At 45.4% G+C, this 23,714-nt stretch carries 21 protein-coding genes and 2 pseudogenes; 19 read left to right on the top strand and 4 right to left on the bottom strand.

Going from position 1 to position 23,714, the window contains the following annotated elements:
* Positions 1 to 6 precede the first annotated feature (6 nt).
* From rpoZ to ACTQWB_RS06135, 4 genes are all read left to right on the top strand, one after another.
* Positions 7 to 351 (top strand): DNA-directed RNA polymerase subunit omega, encoded by a 345-nt coding sequence (gene rpoZ, locus ACTQWB_RS06150; RefSeq protein WP_441500668.1) that lies wholly within the window; start codon positions 7 to 9, stop codon positions 349 to 351.
* A 1-nt stretch (position 352) separates the two neighbouring features.
* Entirely contained in the window at positions 353 to 1,690 is a 1,338-nt protein-coding gene (rimO, locus tag ACTQWB_RS06145; protein WP_441500669.1) for a 30S ribosomal protein S12 methylthiotransferase RimO, read from the top strand.
* A complete protein-coding gene (gene pgsA / locus ACTQWB_RS06140; RefSeq protein ID WP_441500670.1) occupies positions 1,674 to 2,213 on the top strand; it encodes a CDP-diacylglycerol--glycerol-3-phosphate 3-phosphatidyltransferase in 540 nt (179 codons plus the stop codon). The genes rimO and pgsA overlap by 17 nt, the downstream gene beginning before the upstream one ends.
* 98 nt (positions 2,214 to 2,311) lie before the next feature.
* Positions 2,312 to 3,610, top strand: coding sequence for a competence/damage-inducible protein A (locus ACTQWB_RS06135; RefSeq protein WP_441500893.1), 1,299 nt, complete (start codon positions 2,312 to 2,314; stop codon positions 3,608 to 3,610).
* Between the two features lie 65 nt (positions 3,611 to 3,675).
* On the opposite strand, the gene ACTQWB_RS06130 is transcribed toward ACTQWB_RS06135, so the two are convergent.
* From ACTQWB_RS06130 to ACTQWB_RS06120, 3 genes and pseudogenes are all read right to left on the bottom strand, one after another.
* Positions 3,676 to 3,948 carry a hypothetical protein gene (locus tag ACTQWB_RS06130; RefSeq protein WP_441500671.1) on the bottom strand — a complete coding sequence of 91 codons (273 nt, stop codon included), beginning with the start codon at positions 3,946 to 3,948 and terminating at the stop codon, positions 3,676 to 3,678.
* 24 nt (positions 3,949 to 3,972) lie between these two features.
* Positions 3,973 to 4,338, bottom strand: coding sequence for a hypothetical protein (locus tag ACTQWB_RS06125; protein ID WP_441500672.1), 366 nt, complete (start codon positions 4,336 to 4,338; stop codon positions 3,973 to 3,975).
* 32 nt (positions 4,339 to 4,370) lie between these two features.
* Positions 4,371 to 4,544 (bottom strand): annotated as a pseudogene (locus ACTQWB_RS06120) (DUF6783 domain-containing protein).
* Here ACTQWB_RS06120 and ACTQWB_RS06115 point away from each other — a divergent pair.
* Together ACTQWB_RS06115 and ACTQWB_RS06110 are read left to right on the top strand one after the other, a co-directional pair.
* Positions 4,482 to 4,616, top strand: a pseudogene (locus ACTQWB_RS06115) (DUF6783 domain-containing protein); the annotation flags it as partial. The pseudogenes ACTQWB_RS06120 and ACTQWB_RS06115 sit on opposite strands and share 63 nt — an antisense overlap.
* Before the next feature lie 13 nt (positions 4,617 to 4,629).
* On the top strand, positions 4,630 to 4,800 hold the full coding sequence (locus tag ACTQWB_RS06110) for a hypothetical protein (RefSeq protein WP_441500673.1): 171 nt from the start codon (positions 4,630 to 4,632) through the stop codon (positions 4,798 to 4,800).
* Positions 4,801 to 4,907: 107 nt separating this feature from the next.
* On the opposite strand, the gene ACTQWB_RS06105 is transcribed toward ACTQWB_RS06110, so the two are convergent.
* Positions 4,908 to 5,192 (bottom strand): hypothetical protein, encoded by a 285-nt coding sequence (locus ACTQWB_RS06105; protein ID WP_441500674.1) that lies wholly within the window; start codon positions 5,190 to 5,192, stop codon positions 4,908 to 4,910.
* A gap of 238 nt (positions 5,193 to 5,430) precedes the next feature.
* Here ACTQWB_RS06105 and ACTQWB_RS06100 point away from each other — a divergent pair, with 238 nt between their 5' ends.
* The 13 genes from ACTQWB_RS06100 to ACTQWB_RS06040 all read left to right on the top strand — a co-directional run bounded on the left by ACTQWB_RS06100 (position 5,431) and on the right by ACTQWB_RS06040 (position 23,684).
* A complete protein-coding gene (locus tag ACTQWB_RS06100) occupies positions 5,431 to 6,810 on the top strand; it encodes a cell wall hydrolase (RefSeq protein WP_441500675.1) in 1,380 nt (459 codons plus the stop codon).
* Between the two features lie 578 nt (positions 6,811 to 7,388).
* The gene (gene tyrS / locus ACTQWB_RS06095; RefSeq protein WP_441500676.1) at positions 7,389 to 8,618 is read left to right on the top strand and encodes a tyrosine--tRNA ligase; all 1,230 of its coding nucleotides are present in this window, start codon (positions 7,389 to 7,391) and stop codon (positions 8,616 to 8,618) included.
* 185 nt (positions 8,619 to 8,803) lie between these two features.
* Positions 8,804 to 11,443, top strand: coding sequence for an alanine--tRNA ligase (gene alaS, locus ACTQWB_RS06090; RefSeq protein ID WP_441500677.1), 2,640 nt, complete (start codon positions 8,804 to 8,806; stop codon positions 11,441 to 11,443).
* A gap of 180 nt (positions 11,444 to 11,623) precedes the next feature.
* Positions 11,624 to 11,800 (top strand): 30S ribosomal protein S21, encoded by a 177-nt coding sequence (gene rpsU / locus ACTQWB_RS06085; RefSeq protein ID WP_004222305.1) that lies wholly within the window; start codon positions 11,624 to 11,626, stop codon positions 11,798 to 11,800.
* Between the two features lie 109 nt (positions 11,801 to 11,909).
* Positions 11,910 to 13,460, top strand: coding sequence for a cardiolipin synthase (cls, locus tag ACTQWB_RS06080; protein WP_441500678.1), 1,551 nt, complete (start codon positions 11,910 to 11,912; stop codon positions 13,458 to 13,460).
* A gap of 120 nt (positions 13,461 to 13,580) precedes the next feature.
* The gene (locus ACTQWB_RS06075; protein WP_441500679.1) at positions 13,581 to 14,753 is read left to right on the top strand and encodes a serine hydrolase domain-containing protein; all 1,173 of its coding nucleotides are present in this window, start codon (positions 13,581 to 13,583) and stop codon (positions 14,751 to 14,753) included.
* Between the two features lie 109 nt (positions 14,754 to 14,862).
* Positions 14,863 to 16,038: a cysteine desulfurase family protein gene (locus ACTQWB_RS06070; RefSeq protein WP_441500680.1), complete on the top strand. Its 1,176-nt coding sequence runs from the start codon at positions 14,863 to 14,865 to the stop codon at positions 16,036 to 16,038.
* 65 nt (positions 16,039 to 16,103) lie between these two features.
* Positions 16,104 to 17,189 (top strand): tRNA 2-thiouridine(34) synthase MnmA, encoded by a 1,086-nt coding sequence (gene mnmA / locus ACTQWB_RS06065; RefSeq protein ID WP_441500681.1) that lies wholly within the window; start codon positions 16,104 to 16,106, stop codon positions 17,187 to 17,189.
* Between the two features lie 226 nt (positions 17,190 to 17,415).
* The gene (locus tag ACTQWB_RS06060; RefSeq protein WP_441500894.1) at positions 17,416 to 18,975 is read left to right on the top strand and encodes a DUF1538 domain-containing protein; all 1,560 of its coding nucleotides are present in this window, start codon (positions 17,416 to 17,418) and stop codon (positions 18,973 to 18,975) included.
* A 105-nt stretch (positions 18,976 to 19,080) separates the two neighbouring features.
* The gene (locus tag ACTQWB_RS06055) at positions 19,081 to 19,773 is read left to right on the top strand and encodes a P-II family nitrogen regulator (protein ID WP_441500682.1); all 693 of its coding nucleotides are present in this window, start codon (positions 19,081 to 19,083) and stop codon (positions 19,771 to 19,773) included.
* Between the two features lie 84 nt (positions 19,774 to 19,857).
* Positions 19,858 to 20,553, top strand: coding sequence for a response regulator transcription factor (locus ACTQWB_RS06050; RefSeq protein ID WP_441500683.1), 696 nt, complete (start codon positions 19,858 to 19,860; stop codon positions 20,551 to 20,553).
* A complete protein-coding gene (locus ACTQWB_RS06045; RefSeq protein ID WP_441500684.1) occupies positions 20,495 to 22,240 on the top strand; it encodes an ATP-binding protein in 1,746 nt (581 codons plus the stop codon). The genes ACTQWB_RS06050 and ACTQWB_RS06045 overlap by 59 nt, the downstream gene beginning before the upstream one ends.
* A gap of 76 nt (positions 22,241 to 22,316) precedes the next feature.
* Positions 22,317 to 23,684, top strand: a complete 1,368-nt coding sequence (locus ACTQWB_RS06040; RefSeq protein WP_441500685.1) for an MATE family efflux transporter — start codon at positions 22,317 to 22,319, stop codon at positions 23,682 to 23,684.
* Positions 23,685 to 23,714 lie beyond the last annotated feature (30 nt).

The raw sequence follows: 23,714 nt of genomic DNA, 5'->3' as shown, positions 1-23,714 counted from the left end.
ATCTATATGATCCATCCATCATATTCAGAGTTAATCGAAGCAATCAATACAAATAATGAGGACGACGATGAGAGCATGGTGCTCAACAGCCGTTATTCCCTGATCCTTGCAACCAGCAAGCGTGCACGCCAGCTGATCGGTGGTGCGAAACCGTTAGCTGATAATGTAAAAGGTAAGAAACCTCTTTCTATCGCCATTGACGAATTATATCATGGCAAGGTAAAAATCCTTCCAGGTAAGCATGAGGAAGAAGATCTGGCAGAGATCGCAGGCCATACAGCAGAGGAAGCTGTTGCAGAAGAGACAGCTGCTGTAACAGAGGGTACTGAATCTGGGGAGAGTGCAGAATAATATGAAATTACTGTTCATTTCCCTTGGATGTGATAAGAATCTGGTAGATTCTGAGGAAATGCTTGGAATGCTTGCCGCAGACGGCCATCAGATCGTTGATGATGAAGATGAGGCTGAAGTGATCATTGTCAATACCTGTTGCTTTATTGGCGATGCCAAAGAGGAAAGTGTGAATACCATCCTCGAGATGGCAGAGAAGAAAAAGGCAGGCACCTGTAAGGTGCTGATCGTTACCGGCTGTATGGCACAGCGTTACAAGAAAGAGATTTCAGAGGAAATACCGGAAGTGGATGCCATTCTTGGTACAACCTCTTACGGCGATATCATTCAGGCTGTTAAGGAGGCAGAGGCCGGCAGACATTTCGAAGAATATAAGAGCATTGATTACCTTCCGGACATTTCCGGCAAGCGTATGCTGACCACAGGTGGACATTTTGCTTATCTGAAAATCGCAGAGGGCTGTGACAAGCACTGCACTTATTGTATTATCCCGAAGCTCCGCGGTAGCTACAGAAGTGTTCCTATGGAACAGCTTGTGAAAGAGGCCAAGTCTCTGGCTGAGCAGGGCGTAAAGGAGCTGATCCTGGTTGCCCAGGAGACGACTCTGTATGGGAAGGATTTATATGGTAAGAAATCTCTCCATGTCCTTCTGAAAGAGCTTTGTAAGATCAAAGGAATCCGCTGGATCCGTATTTTATACTGCTATCCGGAAGAGATTTATGATGAACTGATCCAGACCATGAAGGAAGAGAAGAAGATCTGCCATTACCTGGATCTTCCGATCCAGCATGCAAGTGACCGTGTGCTGAAGCGTATGGGACGCCGTACCACCAAGCAGGAGCTGGTGGATATTATCGGTAAGCTGCGCCGGGAGATTCCGGATATTTTCCTTAGAACCAGTCTGATCAGTGGTTTCCCGGGGGAGACCCAGGAAGACCATGAAGAACTGATGGAGTTTGTGGATGAGATCGAATTTGACCGTCTTGGGGTTTTCCCATATTCTGCTGAGGAGGACACTCCTGCAGCGACTATGGAGAATCAGATCCCTGAGGAAGTCAAAGAAGCCAGAAGAGACGAGATCATGGAGCTCCAGCAGGAGATTTCCCTTGAGAAGGGTGAAAGCCGTGTAGGTCAGGTACTGACCGTTATGATCGAGGGTAAGGTATCCGGTGAAAGTGCGTATATCGGACGTACTTATGGGGATGCACCTAAGGTAGACGGATATATTTTTGTACAGACCGGGGAGCTTCTCATGACCGGAGATTTTGCGAGAGTCCGGGTGACCGGTGCTCTGGAGTACGATTTGATAGGAGAGCTGGAAGATGAATACACCGAATAAACTGACTGTTGCCAGAATGATCATGGTACCGTTTTTTGTATTGTTTAGTCTGACCAGCTGGGGTGGCGATGCCAACCGCTATATCTGCCTTGCGATTTTTGTTGTGGCAAGTCTGACAGATATGCTTGACGGTCATCTGGCCCGTAAGAATAACCTGGTTACCAATTTTGGCAAATTTATGGATCCCCTTGCTGACAAGCTGCTTGTGTGCTCTGCACTGATCTGTATGATCGAGCTTGACCGCCTGCCGGCATGGATTGTTATCATTATCATTGCAAGAGAATTTATTATCAGTGGTTTCAGACTGATCGCTGCCGAGAATGGCGTGGTGATTGCAGCAAACTACTGGGGGAAATTTAAAACAGTATCCCAGATGATCATGATCATTCTTCTGATCCTGAACTTCGGGGGCTTCTTTGAGATCCTGACAGAGGTTTTCGTATGGCTGTCACTGGCTCTGACTGTGATTTCCCTGATCACTTATATTGTTCAGAATAAGAGTGTGATTTCCATGCAGGAATAAATAACAGGATGCGTGGAGCTGATAACATCGGACATGGCTGTTTTAGTCATGTCCGTTTTGCAAAGAGAGAAATTAAAGACCAGAAAAGAGGTATAGAAATGATAGCAGAGCTTGTAGCTGTAGGAACAGAGATCCTTCTTGGCAATATTGTAAATACCAACAGCGCATATCTTTCTGAAAAATGTGCCCAGCTTGGACTTTCTGTTTATTATGAGACTGTAGTAGGGGATAATCATGACAGGATGAAGGCGGTTATTGCTTCCGCACTTGACAGATCGGATGTGGTGATTCTTACAGGAGGTCTTGGACCGACGGAGGACGACCTAACCAAGGAAGTGTGCGCAGAAGTGATGGAACTGCCTCTTTCGGAGGATGCACATTCCAGGAAGCGCATAGAGCGTTACATGAAGGAATACAAGAAAAATCATCCGGACAGACGGGTGACCTCCAATAATTATAAACAGGCACAGGTGCCGGAGGGGGCAATTGTGCTCGACAATCATAACGGGACTGCCCCGGGGCTGATCCTGGAGAAAAATGGTAAGACTGCCATCCTTCTTCCCGGACCGCCAAATGAACTGATTCCCATGTTTGAGGAGTCTGTTTTTCCTTATCTTCGCAAGAAACAGCCGGAGATCATCTGCTCCCAGGTGGTGAAGATCTGTGGAATCGGGGAGAGCCAGGTGGCAGCAGACATTCAGGATATGATCGAAGCACAGACCAATCCTACACTTGCTCCTTATGCAAAAACAGGAGAAGTTCATCTTCGGATCACTGCCAAGGGTGAGACAGAAAAAGAGTGTAAAAAGCTGATAAAGCCTGTAGTAAAGGAACTTCAAAACCGTTTCGGTAAAAATGTGTTTGCCCTGAATGTGGAGAAAACATTGGAAGAATCTGTAGTAGATCTGTTGAAAGAAAAAGAGCTTACACTGGCGCTTGCAGAATCCTGTACAGGTGGTGCCATTGCAGCGCGTATTGTGAATGTTCCAGGAGCTTCCCAGGTGTTTTCCCATGGTTTTGTGACCTATAGCAATCGTGCGAAGAGAGAATGTCTGGGGGTTAAGAAATCTACCTTGAAGACAGAAGGTGCGGTCTCAGCAAAGTGTGCAAAACAGATGGCGAAAGGTGGCTGCGCTGCGGCTGGTGCGGATATCTGTCTTTCCATTACGGGACTTGCAGGACCGGATGGGGGAACGAAGGAGACTCCGGTAGGTACTGTATTTATGGGCTGCTGTTACAATGGCCAGACCATCACAAGAGAGTATCATTTCTCTGGAAACCGTGCCAAGATCCGTCAGCAGGCTGTAGCCAGTGCGCTGGTGCTGCTTCGTGAGTGCATGATGGAAGAGAATATGGAGACTGTTGAAAACGAAAGGGACTTTTGCACAAAAGTGTGAGCCCTTCTAGTATGAATGAATAGGACAGGCCCTGCCAATGGTGGCGGGGCCTGTTTACGCTTGTGCTATCGCATCATTTTCATCAGATTTACCACTTTGTCGAGCTTTGCCCGTTCCTGGGGACTTTTTCCCATTTTCAGAACTTCTATGATGGTATTGATTTCATTGTTATTGAAGTTCAAACCTGCATTTTTGCCCTGGGAAGCTGCATTCATAATAAAAGGAAGCAGGTCTGCAGGAGATTTTCCGGCTCCCTGCTGGGCCATTTGCTGAAGCATGTCGAGTTTGCTGCGGTCCATACCTGCAAGCTTGGGATTATCCTGCCAGTTGTTTTCCATATGAAATCACTCCTTTCTGATTTGTTATTGGCGCTCCTCCTCACAATTATCCGCAGGAGAAGGCTCATTCATTATTTTCATCATTTCTATGACGGTCATCAGATTGGTGATCTGATCCAATTGTTTTCTTGTATTTCCAAAGCAGTAACGGCGCAGGTCATTTAACATATCAAGAGGAGCAGGAGAAACAGCGGCAGCCTGTATCTGCATGGAATTTGTCTGACTCTGGAAAAGGGCGACCGTATTGGAAAGCTCTTTTGCTTTTGCAAACACGGATAGGAATTGCTGCTGCCTCGGTGGAAAATAGGGGATAAGGGCTTTTAACAGCTGCCCCTGGTCAGTTGCCACCATCTGATCCAGGGTAGTCTGGGCAATATATTCTGGTTCCATAAGAATCCCTTTTTAAACTTATGTTTTTATTATTAAAATATGACGGGGTTCTGCTCTTTGACATATTCTATATTAGAGCCTGTTTGAAAAATCATTCCTGCAATCTGTACGCCCCATTTTGCAGTATATTTTGCCCTCTTTCAGTCGACGTAGCCCGCTACGCCTCCCTCAATCGGACAAAATCTCCCACAAATTGTGACGCACATCTTGCAGAAAGCCTTTTCCAAACATGCTCTAGAGCCTGCTTGAAAAAGTATTCCTGTATTGGGATTGTCTAAGTGGAGGGATGTTATGGGTGGAAATAATGAAAAGCTGATCATAGATGGAAATGCAGTTTATGAGTTGGATATGGAATGTGTCAGGAGAAAGAAACGGGAACAGGAAGCGAAAAATGCGAAATGGAAAATAGAAGGTGCAGAAGGAAATATTACAACAGATGGGCAAAAACAGGAGAATACCTGAAAAGAGAATATCTGGTGAAACTAAGAACGGGACAGGGAAATATTCCACTGTCCCGAAACTGTAGGAAAAAGCCTGTTATTGCAGGCTTTTTCCTGTGTGGAGCTACATCAGCATCCGCAGCCGTTTCCCCATCCACCGCAGAGCAGCAGAAGGATGATAATGATCCAGCAGCAGTCCCCGTTTCCATTACCACAGCCGTTATTACAGCCGATGCCGTTGCCGCCGCATGCGCAAAGGAGAATGATGATCCAGAGAATGTTGCATCCGCAGGAGCCGTTTCCAAAGGAAAGCCCGCAGCCATTGTCACATCCACATCCATTGTTGCATCCGCAATTACCGCATCCGGATCTTTCCTCACCGCATCCACAGTTTGTAGCAGCTAAGTCACTCATGCTGTTACCTCCAGAAAATGTTTACAGTTCATCATATGGAGGGGACAGGACTGGTGTTACAAAGCTGTTGACAGAAAAGGGCAATTTCGTTATAATAAATGAAAATGTAATACTTTTGTAATCTTTGAAACCGTTTTGACATATATTTGACGAAATAGGGCTGGATTTAATGACTGGCCGCCAGATAACTGTTTATTGTTAAGGGCAGTGTTTCATTCAGCTAAGAAAGGGAAAAGGTATGAACAGAGAAAAGAGAAGAAGCAGCAGAAGTTTTGCACTTATATTGCTTGTCCTTTTGACGCTATTGCTTGCACCGGCGATGACGAAAGAGGTTCAGGCGGCGAAGGCCGGGTTTAAGACCATAAATGGCAAGACCTATTACATAACCTCCAGCGGAGCTAAGAAAAAGGGCTGGCTGACCTTAAACGGTAAGAAATATTATTTTAATACCAAGACAGGCGTCCAGCTTAAAGGCTGGCAGAAAGACAGTAAGGGGAAAAATATCCGCTATTTTACCAAAGGAAAGGGAGTAATGGTGACCGGCTTTTTGAAAAGCGGCAGTGTCACCAGATATTTCAAGCCCTCCACTGGTAAACTGGTACGCGGCTGGCTGACCCTAAACGGTAAGAAATATTATTTTACCAGTGGCTCAGGAGCTATGGTAAAGGGCTGGCTTAAGAACAGCAAAGGTGAGAAACGCTACTTTAAGAGCAATGGTGTTATGCTGACTGGCTGGTTTACGGACTCCAAGAAGAATACCCGCTACTTTAATCCAAGTACGGGTTATATGTATACGGGACTTAAGACAATTGACGGTAGCATCTATTACTTTTCAAAGAGCAGCGGTGCCCGTTACCAGAAGGGCTTCGGAACAGTTGGAACGAAAAAATACTATTTCAGTCCCACAGATGGTAAAGCCCAGACAGGCTGGCTGAAGCTGGGAGATAAGAGCTATTATTTTAACACCAGTGGTGTTATGTATATGAATACCACAGCGACCATTGGAGGCAAGGTATACACCTTTGATGCCAATGGCGTTGCTACAGAAAAACAGAGTAGTAATACTGGCAGTAATAACAGCAGCAGTACTGTTTTCACCTGGTATGATGCGAAACATGCACGTAATTATACCATTATGAATCAGTTTAAGACCCATCCGGGTATTGCCGATGGAAGCAAATCAGATCTTGATATTCTGGCAGCTATGTGTGAGGCGGAAGCAGGAGACCAGGGAATCCCGGGGATGAAGGCAGTTGCGCTTTGCATTCTGAACCGTACTCTGGACAGCGGTTTCCCGTCCAGTGTCCGTTATGTGGTTTATGAGGGAAATACGAAATTTGCACAGTATTCAGTGGTAACAAATGGTTCTCTTCAGAAGCGCCTCAACGGAGTGTTTGAAGACAGAACAAGTGCATATACCGCTGCACAGCAGGCACTTGACAGCTTTAATGCCTATGTTGCCAATGGAACGCCCCGTACAGTCAGTGGTATGAAAACAAAGGACTTCAAATATAAGTATTTTATGATGACTTCCGCATTCTGGAATCAGTCACTAAACTTTAAAAAGGTTGTGTATGAGACTTATAAAGATCATACGTTCTTTGTGGACTGGGTATGATAAAAGCATGGCCTTGAAGTTTTTATCCTTTTGTGTGAAGGGAATAAATAACGGTACTTTATTACAGTAAGTTGTTAAAGAATAAAGGCAAATTCCTTGACAAAAACAGGATGCCTTTGTATACTTGCAAGTATTAAATGAGAAAGGCTTTGAAGGGAACAAGTAGCCTTGGGAAGAGCGTACAGAGAGTTGCCGGGTGGTGAGAGGCGCATGCAGGAACCAGGTGGATTGCCAGAGCATGCTTGAAAAGGTACTTTTCAGGACATGTGGAAATAGGAATCTATTGTGAATACATCCCGGAGCTTTACACCGAACGATAGTTGGGTTGCACCTTGCGATGCCAGATATTCAGTAGGCTGTAACGGAGTGGCATACGTTATCATGCTGGGGTGATCGTTCTGATCAGAATCTGGAAGCGCCTTCTGGTGTGAAGGAGTTTAACAGAATTGTCACTTACCGAGGCAGGAAGTGCGAGCTTTCTGTGAATTTAGGTGGTATCGCGGGACCCGGTTCTCGTCCTAAAGGGACAGTAGAACCGGGCTTTTTATATTGATAAAATTTACAGGAGGAATTAAAAAATGACAGTTTGGGAAGAACTGAAAGCCAGAGGCCTGATCGCCCAGGTAACAGACGAAGATGAGATCAAAGAGATGGTAAATAATGGAAAGGCTACTTTCTATATTGGATTTGACCCTACTGCAGACAGTCTTCATGTAGGACACTTTATGGCTCTTTGCCTGATGAAGCGTCTCCAGATGGCAGGTAACAGACCGATCGCCCTTCTTGGCGGAGGTACCGGTATGATCGGTGACCCATCCGGAAGAACCGACATGCGTCAGATGCTGACCAAAGAGACCATCCAGCACAATATTGACTGCTTCAAGAAACAGATGGAGCGTTTCATTGACTTTTCCGATGGAAAAGCACTTATGGTAAACAATGCAGAATGGCTGATGAACTTAAATTATGTAGAGCTTTTACGTGAAGTTGGAGCACACTTCTCTGTTAACCGTATGCTTACCGCTGAATGCTACAAGCAGCGTATGGAAAGAGGCTTAAGCTTTCTGGAATTTAACTATATGATCATGCAGAGTTACGATTTCTACATGCTGTACCAGAAATACGGCTGTAACATGCAGTTCGGAGGAGATGACCAGTGGAGCAACATGCTTGGTGGTACGGAGCTGATCCGTCGTAAGCTTGGCAAAGACGCCTACGCTATGACAATCACCCTTCTTCTGAACTCTGAAGGTAAGAAAATGGGTAAAACACAGTCTGGTGCAGTCTGGCTTGATCCGAATAAGACATCTCCATTCGATTTCTATCAGTATTGGAGAAATGTAGATGATGCAGATGTTATCAAATGTATGAAGCTTCTTACTTTCCTTCCGCTTGAGGAAATCCAGGAGATGGAGAAATGGGAAGGAAGCCAGCTGAACAAGGCGAAAGAAATCCTTGCATTCCAGCTTACCGAGCTTGTTCACGGAACAGAGGAAGCTAAGAAAGCAGAAGCCGGCGCAAAGGCACTTTTTGCAGGTGGAGCTGACACAGAGCACATGCCTGCTACAGAGCTTGCAGCAGAAGATTTTGACGAAGAGGGAAATATCGACCTGATCAGCCTTCTTGTAAAATCTGCTCTTGTAACAACCCGTTCCGAGGGAAGAAGAGCTATTGAGCAGGGCGGTGTTTCTGTGGATGGTGAGAAAGTGACAGATATTAAGCATGTACTTTCCAAAGATGCTCTTACAGGTGACGGCGTCGTCCTGAAGAGAGGAAAGAAGAAATTCAATAAGGTATTTGTAAAATAAGACTATAAAAGGGGACCAAGGTTAAAGCAATTCACGATGGAGTGAAAAGGCAGCGGCCTTGGTCTCTGAACCCATAACAGTGAAAAAATATTTTGACCGTAATAAAGATATATGATATCATATAAACCATGCAAGCATTCCAATAAGAGGAATGCACTTCTTTATTGCGTAGGAGGAGAATTGAAATGAAGAAATACGGAGTAAACGAGCTTCGAAAAATGTTTCTGGATTTCATGGAGAGCAAGGGACATCTTGTTCTGAAAAGCTTTCCATTGGTTCCACAGGGCGATAAAAGTGTCCTGCTGATCAATGCAGGAATGACACCACTGAAACCATATTTTACAGGAGCAGAGAAGCCGCCTCGTACAAGAGTCAGCACCTGTCAGAAATGTATCCGTACAGGTGATATTGAGAATGTAGGTAAGACAGCACGTCATGGTACTTTCTTTGAGATGCTTGGAAACTTCTCTTTTGGAGACTATTTCAAGACAGAAGCGATCCACTGGTCCTGGGAATTCCTGACGGAGGTAGTAGGCCTGGATCCGAACCGCCTTTATCCTTCTGTATATCTGGAGGATGATGAGGCTTTTGACATCTGGAACAAAGAAATTGGAATTCCTGCTGAGCGTATTTTTAAATTTGGCAAAGAGGATAACTTCTGGGAGCATGGCGCAGGTCCTTGCGGTCCATGTTCAGAGATTTACTATGACCGTGGGGGAAAATATGGCTGCGGCAAACCAGGCTGTACAGTAGGCTGTGACTGCGACCGCTATATGGAAGTATGGAACAACGTATTTACCCAGTTTGAGAATGACGGTAACGGCAATTACACCACACTGAAACAGAAGAACATTGATACTGGTATGGGACTTGAGCGTCTGGCAGTTGTTGTTCAGGATGTAGATTCTATTTTTGACGTAGATACCATCTGCTCTCTTCGTAACCTGGTAAGTAAGATTTCCGGCAAGGAGTATGGCGTACATCATGAGGATGACGTTTCCATCCGTCTGATCACAGATCATATCCGTTCCGCTACATTTATGATCTCTGACGGTATCATGCCTACCAATGAGGGCCGTGGATATGTTCTACGTCGTCTGATCCGCCGTGCAGCAAGACATGGAAGACTTCTTGGAATCCAGGGCAATTTCCTTGCAACCTTAAGTGCTGAGGTAATTGACGGTTCTAAGGACGGATATCCGGAGCTGGAAGAGAAGAAAGAATTTATCTTTAATGTTCTTACAAATGAGGAGAACCAGTTCGGTAAGACCATCGACCAGGGACTTCGTATCCTTTCCGATATGGAAGAGGCGATGAATGCAGCTGGTGAGAAAACTCTTTCCGGTGAAAATGCATTTAAGTTATATGATACTTACGGATTCCCTCTTGACCTGACCAAGGAGATCCTTGAGGAGAAGGGTTACGAGATCGATGAAGAAGGCTTTAAGGCTGCTATGGATGAGCAGAGAGAAAAAGCACGTTCTTCCCGTGAAGTAACCAACTATATGGGAGCTGACGCTACTGTATATGATCAGATCGATACTTCTGTTACTACAGAATTCGTAGGATATGATCACCTTTCCTTTGAGTCACCGGTTACAGTTCTCACCACAGAGGACGAGCTGGTAGATTCCCTGATGGAAGGCCAGAAGGGTACCATTTTCGTTGAGAAAACTCCATTCTATGCGACCATGGGTGGACAGGTTGGAGATACTGGTGTGATTGAGACTGCAAATGGGAAATTTGTAGTAGAAGATACCATCAAGCTTCGCGGCGGTAAGTTCGGCCATGTAGGACATATGGAGTCCGGTATGATTTCCAAGGGCGAGACTGTTTCCCTGAAGGTAAATACAGCAGCAAGAAAAGATATCGAGAAGAATCACAGTGCTACACATCTTCTTCAGAAAGCCCTGAAGGAAGTTCTTGGATCCCATGTTGAGCAGAAGGGTTCCCTTGTTACAGCAGACAGACTTCGTTTTGACTTTGCCCACTTTACAGCCATGACCGCTGAAGAGATCGAGAAAGCAGAGCAGATCGTAAATGAGCAGATCCAGGCAGCACTTGATGTTCATACCGATATTATGGATGTTGAGGAAGCTAAGAAATCCGGCGCTATGGCACTGTTCGGCGAGAAATATTCCCAGAAGGTACGTGTGGTATCCATGGGCGACTTCTCCAAGGAGCTTTGTGGTGGTACCCATGTTGCAAACACAAGCTCCATCATGTTATTCAAGATCGTTTCTGAGTCTGGTATTGCAGCAGGTGTCCGTCGTATTGAGGCACTGACAGGAAATGGTGTTCTGGAATACTATAAGAAACAGGAAGCACTTCTTCACGAAGCATCCAAGGCTTTGAAGGCAAATCCTTCTGAGATCGTTGAGAAGATCACACACCTTCAGGGTGAGGTGAAGGCTCTTGCAAGCGAGAACGAGTCTCTGAAGAGCAAACTGGCTCAGGGTGCTCTTGGTGATGTTATGAACCAGGTAGTAGAAGTGAAGGGTGTGAAACTCCTTGCTGCCAAGGTGGAAGGTGTTGACATGAACGGACTTCGTGATCTTGGTGACCAGCTGAAGGAGAAGCTTGGCGAGGGCGTTGTTGTCCTTGTTGCAGTAAATGAGGGCAAGGTAAACCTTCTTGCAATGGCTACTGATTCTGCACAGAAAGCAGGAGCACATGCAGGTAACCTGATCAAGGCTGTGGCTGCTATCGTTGGCGGTGGCGGCGGTGGACGCCCGAACATGGCTCAGGCCGGCGGCAAGAATCCGGAAAAGGCTGGCGAAGCAATTGAAGCAGTAGCCGGAATCTTAGAAGGACAGCTTCATTAATTGTGTGAAAAACATATAGAAAGCCCCTCTTAAAATTCGTCAAAATTTTTTGTAAAATTAAACCAAAAGTTGTTGACGAACCCAGAGGGTATGATATATAATAATGTTCGTGCAAGAAAAATACCCAGACAGTTGTATTTTAGCACAATCTACAACTGGAGGGAGGTTAGGTGTGAGTCTATGTCAAACGTTATCGTAAAAGAAAACGAGACTTTAGATAGCGCTCTTCGCAGATTCAAGAGAAGCTGTGCAAAAGCAGGTATCCAGCAGGAAATCCGCAAAAGAGAGCATTACGAGAAACCAAGCGTTCGTCGTAAGAAAAAATCTGAAGCCGCAAGAAAACGTAAATATAATTAATTGTGCGCAAAAATCCCTGGCTGCATTCAGTCAGGGATTTTTAAATCCAGCGAAAATGTTTCGAGTATTTGGTTTGACCGGTGTATGAAGGAGAGGAAAAGAAAAACCTATGATGATTTTGAAAAAAATAGCCAAGCTTCTGTTTAACCGGGTTTTTTATGTGTTATTTGCAATGGCGATTCAGCTTGGCTGGCTGTTGACCATTTTTTTCAGGCTTGCAGGATATTCCAGATATATGTCTATGATCCTGGATGTTATCAGTATCCTGGTTGTTTTGAAAATCGTAAACCGAAAGATAAATCCCTCGTATAAGCTGGCGTGGACAATGCTGATCCTGTGTATGCCAATTTTTGGTCTTGTATTGTACCTGGTGTTCGGACGTTCCAGAATCGCCACTTACATGCAGGAGCGTTTTAATGAAATGCTGGAGAAGTCCAGCAATCTGTTACAGACAGATCCTGAAATACATGAACGGCTGGAGACGGAGGATGAGTCTGCGTGTAACCAGTCGGATTATATATATCGCAATGCTGGTTATCCCATTCATGGAAATACCACAGCAGAATATTTTCAGGTGGGAGATGACATGTTCCCTGTTCTGGTGAGAGAATTGGAGCAGGCACAGCATTATATTTTTATTGAATATTTTATTATCCATGATGGGGTTATGTGGAGAACCATTCTGGATATTCTGGAGAAGAAAGTTAAGGAAGGGGTGGATGTCCGGCTGATTTATGATGATATGGGCTGCCTTACCACACTTCCTCATAAATATTACGAAACAATGAGAGAGAAAGGAATCAAATGCCAGGTGTTTAATCCGTTCCGGCCGATTCTGAACATTATTCAGAATAACCGTGATCACCGGAAATTCTGTATCATCGATGGTTATGTAGGCTTTACTGGTGGTGTAAATCTGGCAGATGAGTATATCAACCAGAAGGAGCGTTTCGGTCACTGGAAGGATACAGCCGTCATGCTGAAAGGTGAGGCTGTCTGGAATATGACGGCCATGTTCCTTCATATGTGGAATGTGATTACCAACAACCGGCAGGATAACAGTCTTGAGGAATATCTTCCCCATGTATGGCATCCGGAGACCTTTGAGGGTGATGGATATATACAGCCCTTCTGCGATTCTCCTCTTGATAATGAGACTGTAGGAGAGAATGTTTATCTGAATATTATCAACCGGGCGAAAAAATATGTATATATTTGTACTCCTTATCTTGTTATTGACAACGAGATGATGACGGCTCTTTGCCTTGCCGCAAAAAGCGGCGTGGATGTGCGTCTGATGACGCCGGGCATTCCGGATAAAAAGCTGGTATTTCTTCTTACCCAGTCCTATTATGAGCAGCTGCTTGAAGCAGGTGTAAAAATATACGAATACCAGCCAGGCTTTTTACACGCCAAGTCTTTTGTATGCGATGATGAGATCGGTGTTGTAGGAACCATTAATCTGGATTACAGAAGCCTGTACCTTCATTTTGAGGATGGAGTATGGATTTACCGGAATAAAGTAATTTATGATATTAAAGAGGATTTCACAGATACTCTGGAATATTGTAATCCGGTATCTCTGGAATTCTGCCGCGGAAGAAATATTGCAGTGCGGGCAATGCAGAGCATTCTCAGGCTGTTTGCCCCCATGTTGTAAATTTGCTCCAAAATGGAAATATGGGCGCTGCATTGACCTACCGATAGTTTTTTATAAAATATTTCTGTCTATACAGATGGAACAATGGGCTTTTTTACAGAATGAATCAGGAGGCCAGACATGAGAGAGGAGACAAAGAAACAGCTTCAGAGGATGATGGACCAGGCAGTAAAGGAGAATCAGATTGCCGGTATGAACATGATGGTGGTAAAGGACGGCCAGGAGGAGATGTATCTCCAGTGCGGTTATGCGGACAAGGCAAATGGGAAAACTATTGAGAGAGATACCATGTTCCGGCTTTTTTCCATGACAAAGCCCATTACAGCAGCGGCAGCCATGATCTTGTTTGAGAGAGGTGTTATTGACCTGGCAGATCCGGTGTCCAGATATATTCCGGGATTTGCAGACCAGGTGGTGTCTGTCCCAGGCGGACTTGCACCGGTATGGCATAATGTGACGGTGTATCATCTGCTGTCTATGACCAGTGGTCTGACATACGGCGGGAACAGCAGTGTTACAGAATATGCCATTGGGAATGTGCTGGAAGAGGTTCACGAACGTCTGGATACGGATCATCCGATGACTACGCTGGAGTTTGCTGACAAGATTGGCAGATGTCCATTAGAATTTCAGCCAGGCGACCGCTGGAAATATGGCGTGTCCGCGGATATTCTGGCAGCTGTGGTTGAGAAAGCCTCCGGGATGAAATATGGTGAATTTCTTAATAAAGAGCTTTTTGAGCCTTTGGGAATGAAAGATACAGGTTTCTATGTCCCAAGCGGGAAACTGGGCAGATTGGCAGTAACTTATGAGCAGACTGCTGGTGAAATGAAAGAATTCCGGGATAACAGTCTGGGAATCCGCTTGTCAATGGATGTTCCACCGGCCTATGAAGCTGGTGGTGCAGGCCTGGTTTCAACGATTGATGATTATTCCAGATTTGCGTCAATGCTTTTAAACAAAGGCAATTTCCAGGGCAGACAGATCCTTAAGCCTGCCACAGTGGAATATATGACTACCCATAAACTGATGCCATGCCAACAGGAATGGTTTGACAAATGGTGGGAGATGAATGGATTTTCCTATGGAAATCTGATGCGTGTGATGACAGATCCATGGAAGGCACCTTTTGCGGCATGTGAGGGAGAGTATGGCTGGGACGGCTGGCTTGGCTGTTATTTTGCCAACCTGCCAGAGCAGAATATGACCATTCTTATGATGCTGCAGAAGAAGGATGCGGGGACATTTGATCTGACAAGGAAACTGAGAAATGTACTGCTTCTTGGGAATTGACAGGAATGCTTTGCAGAAAGTGTTTTATAGTGTTCTGAAAGAGAGATTCCAGTGTGTTGTGCGGGAGTCTTTTGGAAAGCAACAGCAGTGAAAGAGGATTTAGAGCTTTATGACAAGAATATATGCAGACAATGCAGCAACCACGAAAATAAGTCCTGTAGCCATAGAAGCCATGGTTTCGGCCATGGAAAATACCTATGGGAACCCTTCCAGCCTTCACAAGACCGGTATGGAAGCAAATGATGCCATGCAGACCGCAAGGGAACAGATCGCAAGATGTCTTGGCTGTACACCGAAGGAGATATTTTTTACATCCGGTGGAACAGAATCGGATAACCAGGCAATCATATCAGCCGCTATGCTTGGGGCGAAGCAGAATAAGAAGCATATTATTTCTACTGCGTTCGAGCATCATGCGGTGCTTCATACATTAAGAAGGTTAAAAGACCAGGGCTTTGAGGTTCAGCTTCTGGATGTGGGAACAGAGGGGAACATTACTGCATCCCAGGTGGAGGCTGCCATTCGCCCGGACACTTGTCTTGTTACGGCTATGTTTGCCAATAATGAGATTGGTTCCATTCTTCCAATTGCAGAAATCGGCGCGGTATGCCGTGCGCGTGGAGTTCTTTTTCACACGGACGCGGTGCAGGCAGCTGGTCATATCCCGGTAAATGTAAAAAAGCAGAATATTGATCTGTTATCACTTTCTGCCCATAAATTTCACGGCCCCAAGGGAATCGGGGCGTTATATGTAAAAAGAGGAATTGAACTTACTGCCCTTATGGAGGGCGGCGGACAGGAACGCGGAAAACGTCCGGGCACAGAGAATGTTCCTGCAATTATGGGAATGGCAGCTGCGCTGAAAGAAGAGTGCGCTTTAATGGAAGAGAATGCTGCCAGGGTTACCGCCATGCGGGATCGCCTGATACAGGGACTTTCCCGGATTCCTTATAGTATCTTAAATGGCCCTGGGGCAGATCGGCTTCCGGGAAATGTAAATTTCTGCTTTGAAGGCGTATCCGGTGAAAGTCTCCTTCTCCTTCTGGACAGCAGGGGAATTTGCGCCTCCTCCGGTTCCGCCTGTGCCTCTGGCGCACTTGATCCAAGCCATGTTCTTTTAGCTCTCGGTCTCACCCCGGAAATCGCCCAGGGATCCCTCCGGATCAGCCTTGACACCTCCAACACCGAGGAAGAAATTGATTACATGCTGGAAGTAATCCCCCAGGTGGTAGAACATCTCCGTGCAATGTCTGATGATTGGCAGAAACAACATTGCGAAGATTGAAAGAATCGTGTATGATACAAGATATGACTTTTAGAATAGTTTTTCAATTTTTATGAGGTATAGATATGGAATCAGACAACATGAAAAAAGCATTGATCGCCATGAGCGGCGGCGTAGATTCTTCAGTAGCCGCTTACCTGATGAAAGAACATGGATATGACTGCATTGGTGTCACCATGAAGCTTTTCCAGAACGAAGATGCAGGGGTGAGCCGTAAGAAAAGCTGCTGCTCCCTGGATGATGTGGAAGATGCCAGAAGTGTGGCACACAATCTGGGAATTCCTTATTATGTATTTAACTTTACCGCAGATTTTAAGAAACAGGTTATGGACCGCTTTGTAGCCGCCTATGAAAACGGCGCTACCCCCAACCCCTGTATCGACTGCAACCGTTATCTGAAATTTGATAGTCTCTATCACCGCGCAGAAGAGCTAGGCTGTCATTATGTAGTAACTGGCCACTATGCCAGAATCGAACAGCGGGAAGATGGCAGATACCTTCTGAAAAAAGCAGCAGACCCTGCGAAGGATCAGAGTTACGTCCTCTATTCCCTTACTCAGGAACAACTGGCACACACCATGTTCCCACTTGGAGACATGAACAAACATCAGACCCGTATGATTGCCGACCAGCAGAACTTCTATAACGCTGACAAGCCAGACAGCCAGGACATCTGTTTTGTCCCGGATGGAGACTATGCTGGATTTATCCGCCGTTTTACCGGAAAAGACTATCCGGCAGGCGATTTCACAGACAAAGATGGAAATGTACTTGGCCAGCATAAAGGAATCATCGGCTACACCGTAGGTCAGCGAAAAGGCCTGGGCATTGCAGCAGGCAGGCCAGTCTATGTTACCAAGATCTGCCCTGCAGAGAATCGCGTGATCCTTGGAGATAATGAGGATCTGTTCCACCGGGAACTGGATGTGGAAGACTTTAACTTCATCGCTTTCGACACTCCTCCTGCGGAATTCCGCGCCAAAGCAAAAGTCCGCTACCGTCAGAAGGAGCAGTGGGCCACTGTGAAAGTCACCGGAGAACGAAGCGTACACATCACCTTCGACGAGCCCCAGCGCGCCATTACCAAGGGTCAGGCAGCTGTACTTTATGATGGAGATGTAGTTATCGGCGGCGGTGTGATCGTAGGATGAGAATGTAATATAACAGTCAGGAAACCAATATAATGTTCCTGGCTGTTTTTGTGTTTACAAAAAGTTAAGAATATATCTTCATTTTATAGATGACTATCTCCCTGTGAAAATGTTACAATAATCCATATCAGGCAGCGAAGCTAGGGCAACTACAGTGAAATTTTCAGAAACGGAGGTATATGTGGAAAAAAGAAAATTAATCAGAGAACTTCAATCCCACCAGACCATCTTAAAAGAAAAAGCCCAGGAAAAAGCCAGAGAATCCATCAGTGCAGTGCTCCCCATAGTGCTGATCGTACTGATACTAGGTTTTTCCGTGGCAGCCTTATCTCCCGGCATTCTGGTGGAATTCCTGGTAGGATCGGTACTTGTGATCATGGGGATGATTTTCTTCTCCATGGGCGCGGAACTATCCATGACCCCAATGGGAGAACATGTGGGAGGCAGCATGCTTCGCACGAAGAAATTAGGATTTATTGTAATCATCGGCTTTATTCTAGGATTCATTATCACAATATCTGAACCGGATCTGCAAGTTCTTGCAGAACAGGTTTCTTCTGTGCCCAATCTGGTGCTGATCTTATCAGTGGCACTTGGCGTTGGCACATTTCTTGTTGTGGCATTACTGCGCATCCTTTTTGGAATTGCGCTGCCGCCATTATTATTCGGCTTTTACATTTTTGTTTTTATATTGGCTATGCTTGTTCCGGAAAATTTTCTGGCAGTGGCATTTGACTCTGGAGGCGTAACTACAGGCCCAATGACAGTCCCCTTTATTATGGCGTTGGGCTTTGGTATTTCTGCTATCCGTAACGATAAACACGCTGGAGATGACAGCTTCGGTCTTGTTGCCCTGTGTTCCATCGGCCCTATTCTGGCAGTCCTGATCCTGGGACTTTTGTATCACACAGAGGGTAGCTTCACTCTGGAAGTGGTTTCCGAAGTGGAAAACTCCATAGAACTGGGAAAATTATTTGTTGTTGCACTACCGAAATATTTCAAAGAGATCGCAGTGTCCCTTTTCCCGATTGTAGCATTCTTTGGAATATTTCAAATTGTTTCACTAAAACTGAATAAAACTATGCTGATTAAAATCTGCATCGGTTTATTTTATACATATATAGGCCTTGTGTTGTTCCTTACCGGCGCAAATGTAGGATTTATTCCCGCCGGAAATTACCTTGGAATGGTGCTTGGGAATCTTTCCTACAACTGGATCCTGGTGCCCCTTGGAATGATGATCGGTTATTTTATCGTAAAAGCAGAGCCGGCAGTGTACGTGCTGATGAAGCAGGTAGAAGAGCTGACTGACGGAGCCATTTCCGGGAAATCTATTCAGACCAGTCTGTCTGTGGGAGTGGCAGTTTCTGTTGGAATATCCATGCTCCGGGTGCTGACTGGAATCTCTATTTTGTATTTCCTGGTGCCTGGCTATGTCATTGCTTTGATTCTCAGTTTGTTTGTGCCGAAAATCTTTACCGCCATTGCATTTGACTCCGGCGGTGTAGCCTCCGGACCTATGACGGCCACCTTTCTCCTTCCTCTGGCGCAGGGGGCATGTGAAGCTGTGGGCGGAAATATTGTGACAGATGCCTTCGGAGTGGTGGCGATGGTTGCCATGACACCACTTATTACCTTGCAGGTGCTGGGCTTGGTTTATCGGGTAAAAGGCGGCGAACTTGGAGGCAAGGAGAAGAAGTTTTCTGCTGATAAAATGCCAGTGGAAACCATTTCGGTGGTGGAAATGTTTGAAGAACTGGGAGATGCAGAAATTATTGAATTATAAAGAGTAAGGCAGAAATGAAATTGTGATGCACAACTTGCCAAAAGAGCGGTGAAACTCTGGGAGGATTATGAACAGGAACGAACTTTATAAAGAAAGGAATCATCTATGAGCGAATTATACATGATGGTTACCATCACCAACCGAAAATACATGCCTAAATTTGCAGCACTTTACTGGGAAAATCAGATAGAAGTAGGAACGGTTTCCCTTGGTATGGGAACGGCATCAAGCTCCATCCTTGACTATATGGGTCTGGAAGATGACGAGAAAAGCATCTGCTTTCACTTTGTGACAGCATCCACCTGGAAAAAGGTGAAAAAAGGTTTGCAGAACCAGCTGCGGATCGACGTACCCGGAACCGGGATCGTATTTACCATCCCCATGAGCAGCATTGGCGGCAAGCGAGAACTGGGATTTCTCATTCAGGGACAGGAGTTTGTAAGAGAGGAGGAAAGCACATTGAAAGAGACAAAGCATGAACTGATCGTGGCAATTGCCAATTATGGATATAACACCCAGGTGATGAAAGCCGCAGAAGAGGGCGGCGCAACCGGAGGAACCGTTCTTCACGGAAAGGGCGTAGGAATGAAACGCGCCCAGCAGTTTCTTGGGGTATCCCTGGTTTCAGAAAAAGAAGTGATCTTCATCGTGGCGAAAGCAGAGCAGAAAAATGCCATCATGACAGCCATCATGGAAAAAGCCGGTCTCACCTCCAAAGCCGGAACCATCGTATTCTCTCTCCCCGTAACCAGCACCGCTGGACTGCGGATCCTGGAAGATGAGGAAGAAAATTCATAATCTTCATATAAACTCCACATAGACATGTTATACTGCAAGTAAAAATACGGCTTTTATGAAAAACGCCAGATATGGGGAGAAAAAATGGGTTTTATTTTTATAGTAGAAGACGAATTTGATATACAGGAATTGTTGAAAAATTATCTGGAAGAAGCAGGATACCAGGTGCTTTGCGCCTCTGACGGGGTGGATGCCATCAATCTATATGAGAGGAAAAAAGAGAAGATTGATCTGGTTCTTCTGGACGTGATGCTGCCTAAGATCGATGGCTTTGGGGTGTTGGAACTGATCCGGAAATCCTCGTTGGTGCCGGTGATCATGCTTACCGCCTTGGATGATGAGTCCTACCAGATAAAAGGGTACGATTTACAGGTTGATGAGTATGTGACGAAACCTTTTTCCACGCAGGTACTGCTGCGGAAAATAGGGGCAGTGTTGCGGCGCAGTGGGAAATATTCATCAGATAAGAAGAACCCTGAGATATTACAGTATGGAAATTTGAAGCTGGATCCTTCGGGTTATCAGGTGTGGGAGTCGGAGCGAAAAGTGGAGCTTACCCAAAAAGAGTTTGAACTTTTGAGGGAGTTCCTTTTTAATCAGGGACGTGTACTAACCAGAAATCAGCTTCTGGATGCCGTGTGGGGCGCTGACTATTTCGGAGAAGATCGGATTGTGGACACTCACATTAAGAATCTTCGAAAAAAGCTGGCAGGAGATTACATTGATACCATCAGAGGGGTGGGATATCGCATTGATAAAATACATAAAAAGCAGGATTAGTGTAAAAATATTTCTTTTGACCATGGTGATCCTTATGGCTGTCTCCGGGATTTCCTATGGTTTTGTGGTTGCTTTTATGCCACGCAGCTATTCCGATTCACTGAACCGGACACTGGCTGCAAGGACGAAGCAGCTGGCAGAATCTTTGTCCGGATATACTTTGGAAAATGCATTATCTGTTATGGAAGAATTTAGCAGTGCGAATCAGTCCAGAGTGGTTCTTCTTGATGAAAATGGTGGAATCGTCAGAGAGTGGAATGGGCTTGAAGACGCGCCGATGATAACTTCAGTGATGGAAGGAAGCAGTGCATCAGAAAACGATGAAAACTGGACAGGGGAGCAGGAGAATGACTGGAGCAGTTCTACGAAAGCCAACATAGATGAATTGGCAGCAGAGAGTGTGGCAATAGAAGGGACTGTAACTTCTCAGGTTGATAGCAGTGAAGGAACTGTAGAAGAATCTGCCAGTACAATAGAAACTACGGAAGCAGACAATGTCCAGACAGAAGAGGGTGTTTCCATGGTGGAGCAGATGGAACAGCAGGCTATGGGGCATTATGAGGTTGATTTTAAAGGAACAGATCATAAATATACCCTTTTTGTGTTTGGCTCTACCCAGCTTGTGAATCAGGCAGTGGAAGCGTTGGGGCAGATCCTTCCGTGGATGCTGATTACTGTTTTTGTGGTTTCTTTGCTGATTGCTCTTTTTTATTCCAGATATTTGTCGAAGCCGGTGCGGGAGCTGGGTGTGGCTTCTGATAAAATGGCGAATCTGGATTTTTCTGTGCGTACGGATATGAAACGCACAGATGAACTTGGAGTTTTATCAAGAAGCCTTGATACATTGGCGGAAAACCTGGGGCAGGCTTTGTCCGGACTTCGGGAAGCTAATGCCAAATTAAGAGATGAAATGGAACAGGAGCGGGGACTGGAACAGCGGCGTATGGAGTTTTTTTCAGCAGCGTCCCATGAGCTGAAAACTCCTGTGACCATACTAAAAGGGCAGATTGAAGGCATGGAGCAGAATGTGGGAGTCTACAAAGACCGGGATAAATATCTTTCCCGGGCAAGAAAAGTGACGGTCACTTTGCAGAATATGGTTCAGGAAATCCTGATGATTTACAGAATGGAATTTTGCGGTTTTTCATTAAAGAAAAAAGAGATGGACCTGGCAGAACTGGTGAGGCTTCAGCTGGCAGACCTGAACGAGCTTTTTGAGCAGAAAAATATGGAGTTGGAAATCTCCCTGCCAGAGAAGTGTCTTTGCATGGCAGATCCCGGACTGATGGAGATCGTAGTCCGGAATATTCTGGTAAATGCAGTGCGGTATTCACCTGCTGAAGAGAGAATAAGTGTGAAATTATCCAAGGATTATAATGCGGATTTTTCCACATCTAACTCTTTTCTAGAAGAAATTTCAGAGTGCCAAAATTCGAGAGAAACGAAAAGTATGGATGATACAGAGAAGATACTCCTGGAAGTAGAAAACACAGGCGTGCACATAAACGAACAGGACCTTCCCCGTCTGTTTGACGCCTTTTACCGCGTAGATTCCTCCCGAAACCGTAAAAACGGCGGTAGTGGTCTGGGGCTTTATATTGTACGGGAAATTCTGGAACAGCATGGGGCAGGGTATAAAATGGAAAATACGGAGAAGGGAGTCCTTTTTCGGATGAAATTGATATAAGCAGGAAAAAACAATGGAATTATTGGCTGATTGGTGTTATAATTGCGGAAGATTTTTGGGTAGAAGGTGAAAGAAAATGTCAACATCCATGACAAAAGGAAATCCGCTGAAGCTGATGCTCCAGTTTGCATTTCCACTGCTGATTGGGAATCTTCTTCAGCAGACTTATAACATTATTGACGCAGCGATTGTAGGGCAGATCCTTGGGGCGAAGGCGCTTGCAAGTGTAGGGGCAAGCAGCAGTATCCAGTTTCTGGTATTGGGTTTTTGTATGGGAAGCTGTACTGGGTTTGGTGTGCCGGTGGCGAAATACTTTGGCGCTGGCAAGATAGACCAGATGAAAAACTATGTGTTTAACGGTGCGCTTCTCACAGCAGGGATTGCCGTGATCCTGACTACGGCCTGCTCTGTTTTTTGCCCGCAGATTCTGCATATGCTTTCTGTACCGGAAGATATTTATGCCAATGCTTACGCATATCTGCTGATCATTTTCCTGGGTATGCCCTTTACCTTATTGTACAATTATCTGTCCAGTATTTTACGATCCGTTGGAGACAGCCGGACCCCGTTTATGTTTTTGGCGCTGTCTGCGATCCTGAATATTTTCCTGGATCTGTTCTGTATTGTGGTGCTGAAATGGGGCTGCGCAGGTGCTGCTATTGCTACCATCACAGCGCAGGCAGTCAGCGGAATTTTGTGCCTTATTTTTATTGCGAAGAGGATGAACCTTCTTTGGCTTTCCAAGGCTCATCGGGTGGCAAATAAAAATGCAGCCAGCGAGCTTCTTATGATGGGAATTCCTACAGGACTCCAGTTCTCTATTACAGCTATCGGCAGTATGGTAATGCAGTCTGCCAATAACGGGCTTGGAAGTGTGTATGTTTCAGGATTTACAGCGGGAATGAAGATCAAGCAGTTTACTATGTGTCCTTTTGATGCCATCGGCACTGCAGTTTCCGTATTCTGCAGCCAGAATCTTGGGGCAAAACAGCCGGATCGTATCCGCAAGGGCCTGAAACAGGGAATGGCGGTTGCTGTGGCATATGGTGTTTTTGCGGGATCGATCCTGATCTTTGCGGGAAGACCATTATCTATGATTTTCGTAAGCAAGGGCTCCCAAGATGTGCTGGATGCGTCTGCAAAATATCTGCGCTGTATGGGATATTTCTACTGGACGCTTGGTATTTTGAATGTATCCCGTATGGTAACCCAGGGTCTTGGTTTTTCCACAAGAGCCGTATTTTCCGGTGTGACAGAAATGATCGCCCGTACCATTGTCAGCCTGGGATTTGTAGGCACCTTTGGATTTACGGCAATCTGTTTCGCAGATCAGACAGCCTGGGTGACTGCAAGCCTTTATATTGCACCGACTTGCTTCTACTGTATTAAGAAGGCAACCAGAATGATTATGGCGGACGAAAAGATTGTGCAGAATACGGTATAAGAATACTAGAGCAAGTTTCCAACGTGCTCT

The organism is Blautia sp. HCP3S3_H10_2, assembly GCF_052122375.1.
In the GTDB taxonomy this organism is placed as follows: Bacteria; Bacillota; Clostridia; order Lachnospirales; family Lachnospiraceae; genus Blautia_A.
The sequence above is the reverse complement of the archived record's forward strand: the minus strand, read 5'-3'. Positions and strand labels throughout refer to the sequence as shown.

Coding starts and splice junctions, on each gene's coding strand:
- pgsA (WP_441500670.1), top strand. CDS start 1,674: ATGAATACACCGAATAAACTGACTGTTGCCAGAATGATCATGGTACCG.
- ACTQWB_RS06055 (WP_441500682.1), top strand. CDS start 19,081: ATGAGCGAATTATACATGATGGTTACCATCACCAACCGAAAATACATG.
- mnmA (WP_441500681.1), top strand. CDS start 16,104: ATGGAATCAGACAACATGAAAAAAGCATTGATCGCCATGAGCGGCGGC.
- ACTQWB_RS06070 (WP_441500680.1), top strand. CDS start 14,863: ATGACAAGAATATATGCAGACAATGCAGCAACCACGAAAATAAGTCCT.
- ACTQWB_RS06125 (WP_441500672.1), bottom strand. CDS start 4,338: ATGGAACCAGAATATATTGCCCAGACTACCCTGGATCAGATGGTGGCA.
- rpsU (WP_004222305.1), top strand. CDS start 11,624: ATGTCAAACGTTATCGTAAAAGAAAACGAGACTTTAGATAGCGCTCTT.
- ACTQWB_RS06050 (WP_441500683.1), top strand. CDS start 19,858: ATGGGTTTTATTTTTATAGTAGAAGACGAATTTGATATACAGGAATTG.
- alaS (WP_441500677.1), top strand. CDS start 8,804: ATGAAGAAATACGGAGTAAACGAGCTTCGAAAAATGTTTCTGGATTTC.
- cls (WP_441500678.1), top strand. CDS start 11,910: ATGATGATTTTGAAAAAAATAGCCAAGCTTCTGTTTAACCGGGTTTTT.
- rpoZ (WP_441500668.1), top strand. CDS start 7: ATGATCCATCCATCATATTCAGAGTTAATCGAAGCAATCAATACAAAT.
- ACTQWB_RS06110 (WP_441500673.1), top strand. CDS start 4,630: ATGGGTGGAAATAATGAAAAGCTGATCATAGATGGAAATGCAGTTTAT.
- ACTQWB_RS06105 (WP_441500674.1), bottom strand. CDS start 5,192: ATGAGTGACTTAGCTGCTACAAACTGTGGATGCGGTGAGGAAAGATCC.
- ACTQWB_RS06075 (WP_441500679.1), top strand. CDS start 13,581: ATGAGAGAGGAGACAAAGAAACAGCTTCAGAGGATGATGGACCAGGCA.
- ACTQWB_RS06135 (WP_441500893.1), top strand. CDS start 2,312: ATGATAGCAGAGCTTGTAGCTGTAGGAACAGAGATCCTTCTTGGCAAT.
- rimO (WP_441500669.1), top strand. CDS start 353: ATGAAATTACTGTTCATTTCCCTTGGATGTGATAAGAATCTGGTAGAT.
- ACTQWB_RS06040 (WP_441500685.1), top strand. CDS start 22,317: ATGTCAACATCCATGACAAAAGGAAATCCGCTGAAGCTGATGCTCCAG.
- tyrS (WP_441500676.1), top strand. CDS start 7,389: ATGACAGTTTGGGAAGAACTGAAAGCCAGAGGCCTGATCGCCCAGGTA.
- ACTQWB_RS06100 (WP_441500675.1), top strand. CDS start 5,431: ATGAACAGAGAAAAGAGAAGAAGCAGCAGAAGTTTTGCACTTATATTG.
- ACTQWB_RS06130 (WP_441500671.1), bottom strand. CDS start 3,948: ATGGAAAACAACTGGCAGGATAATCCCAAGCTTGCAGGTATGGACCGC.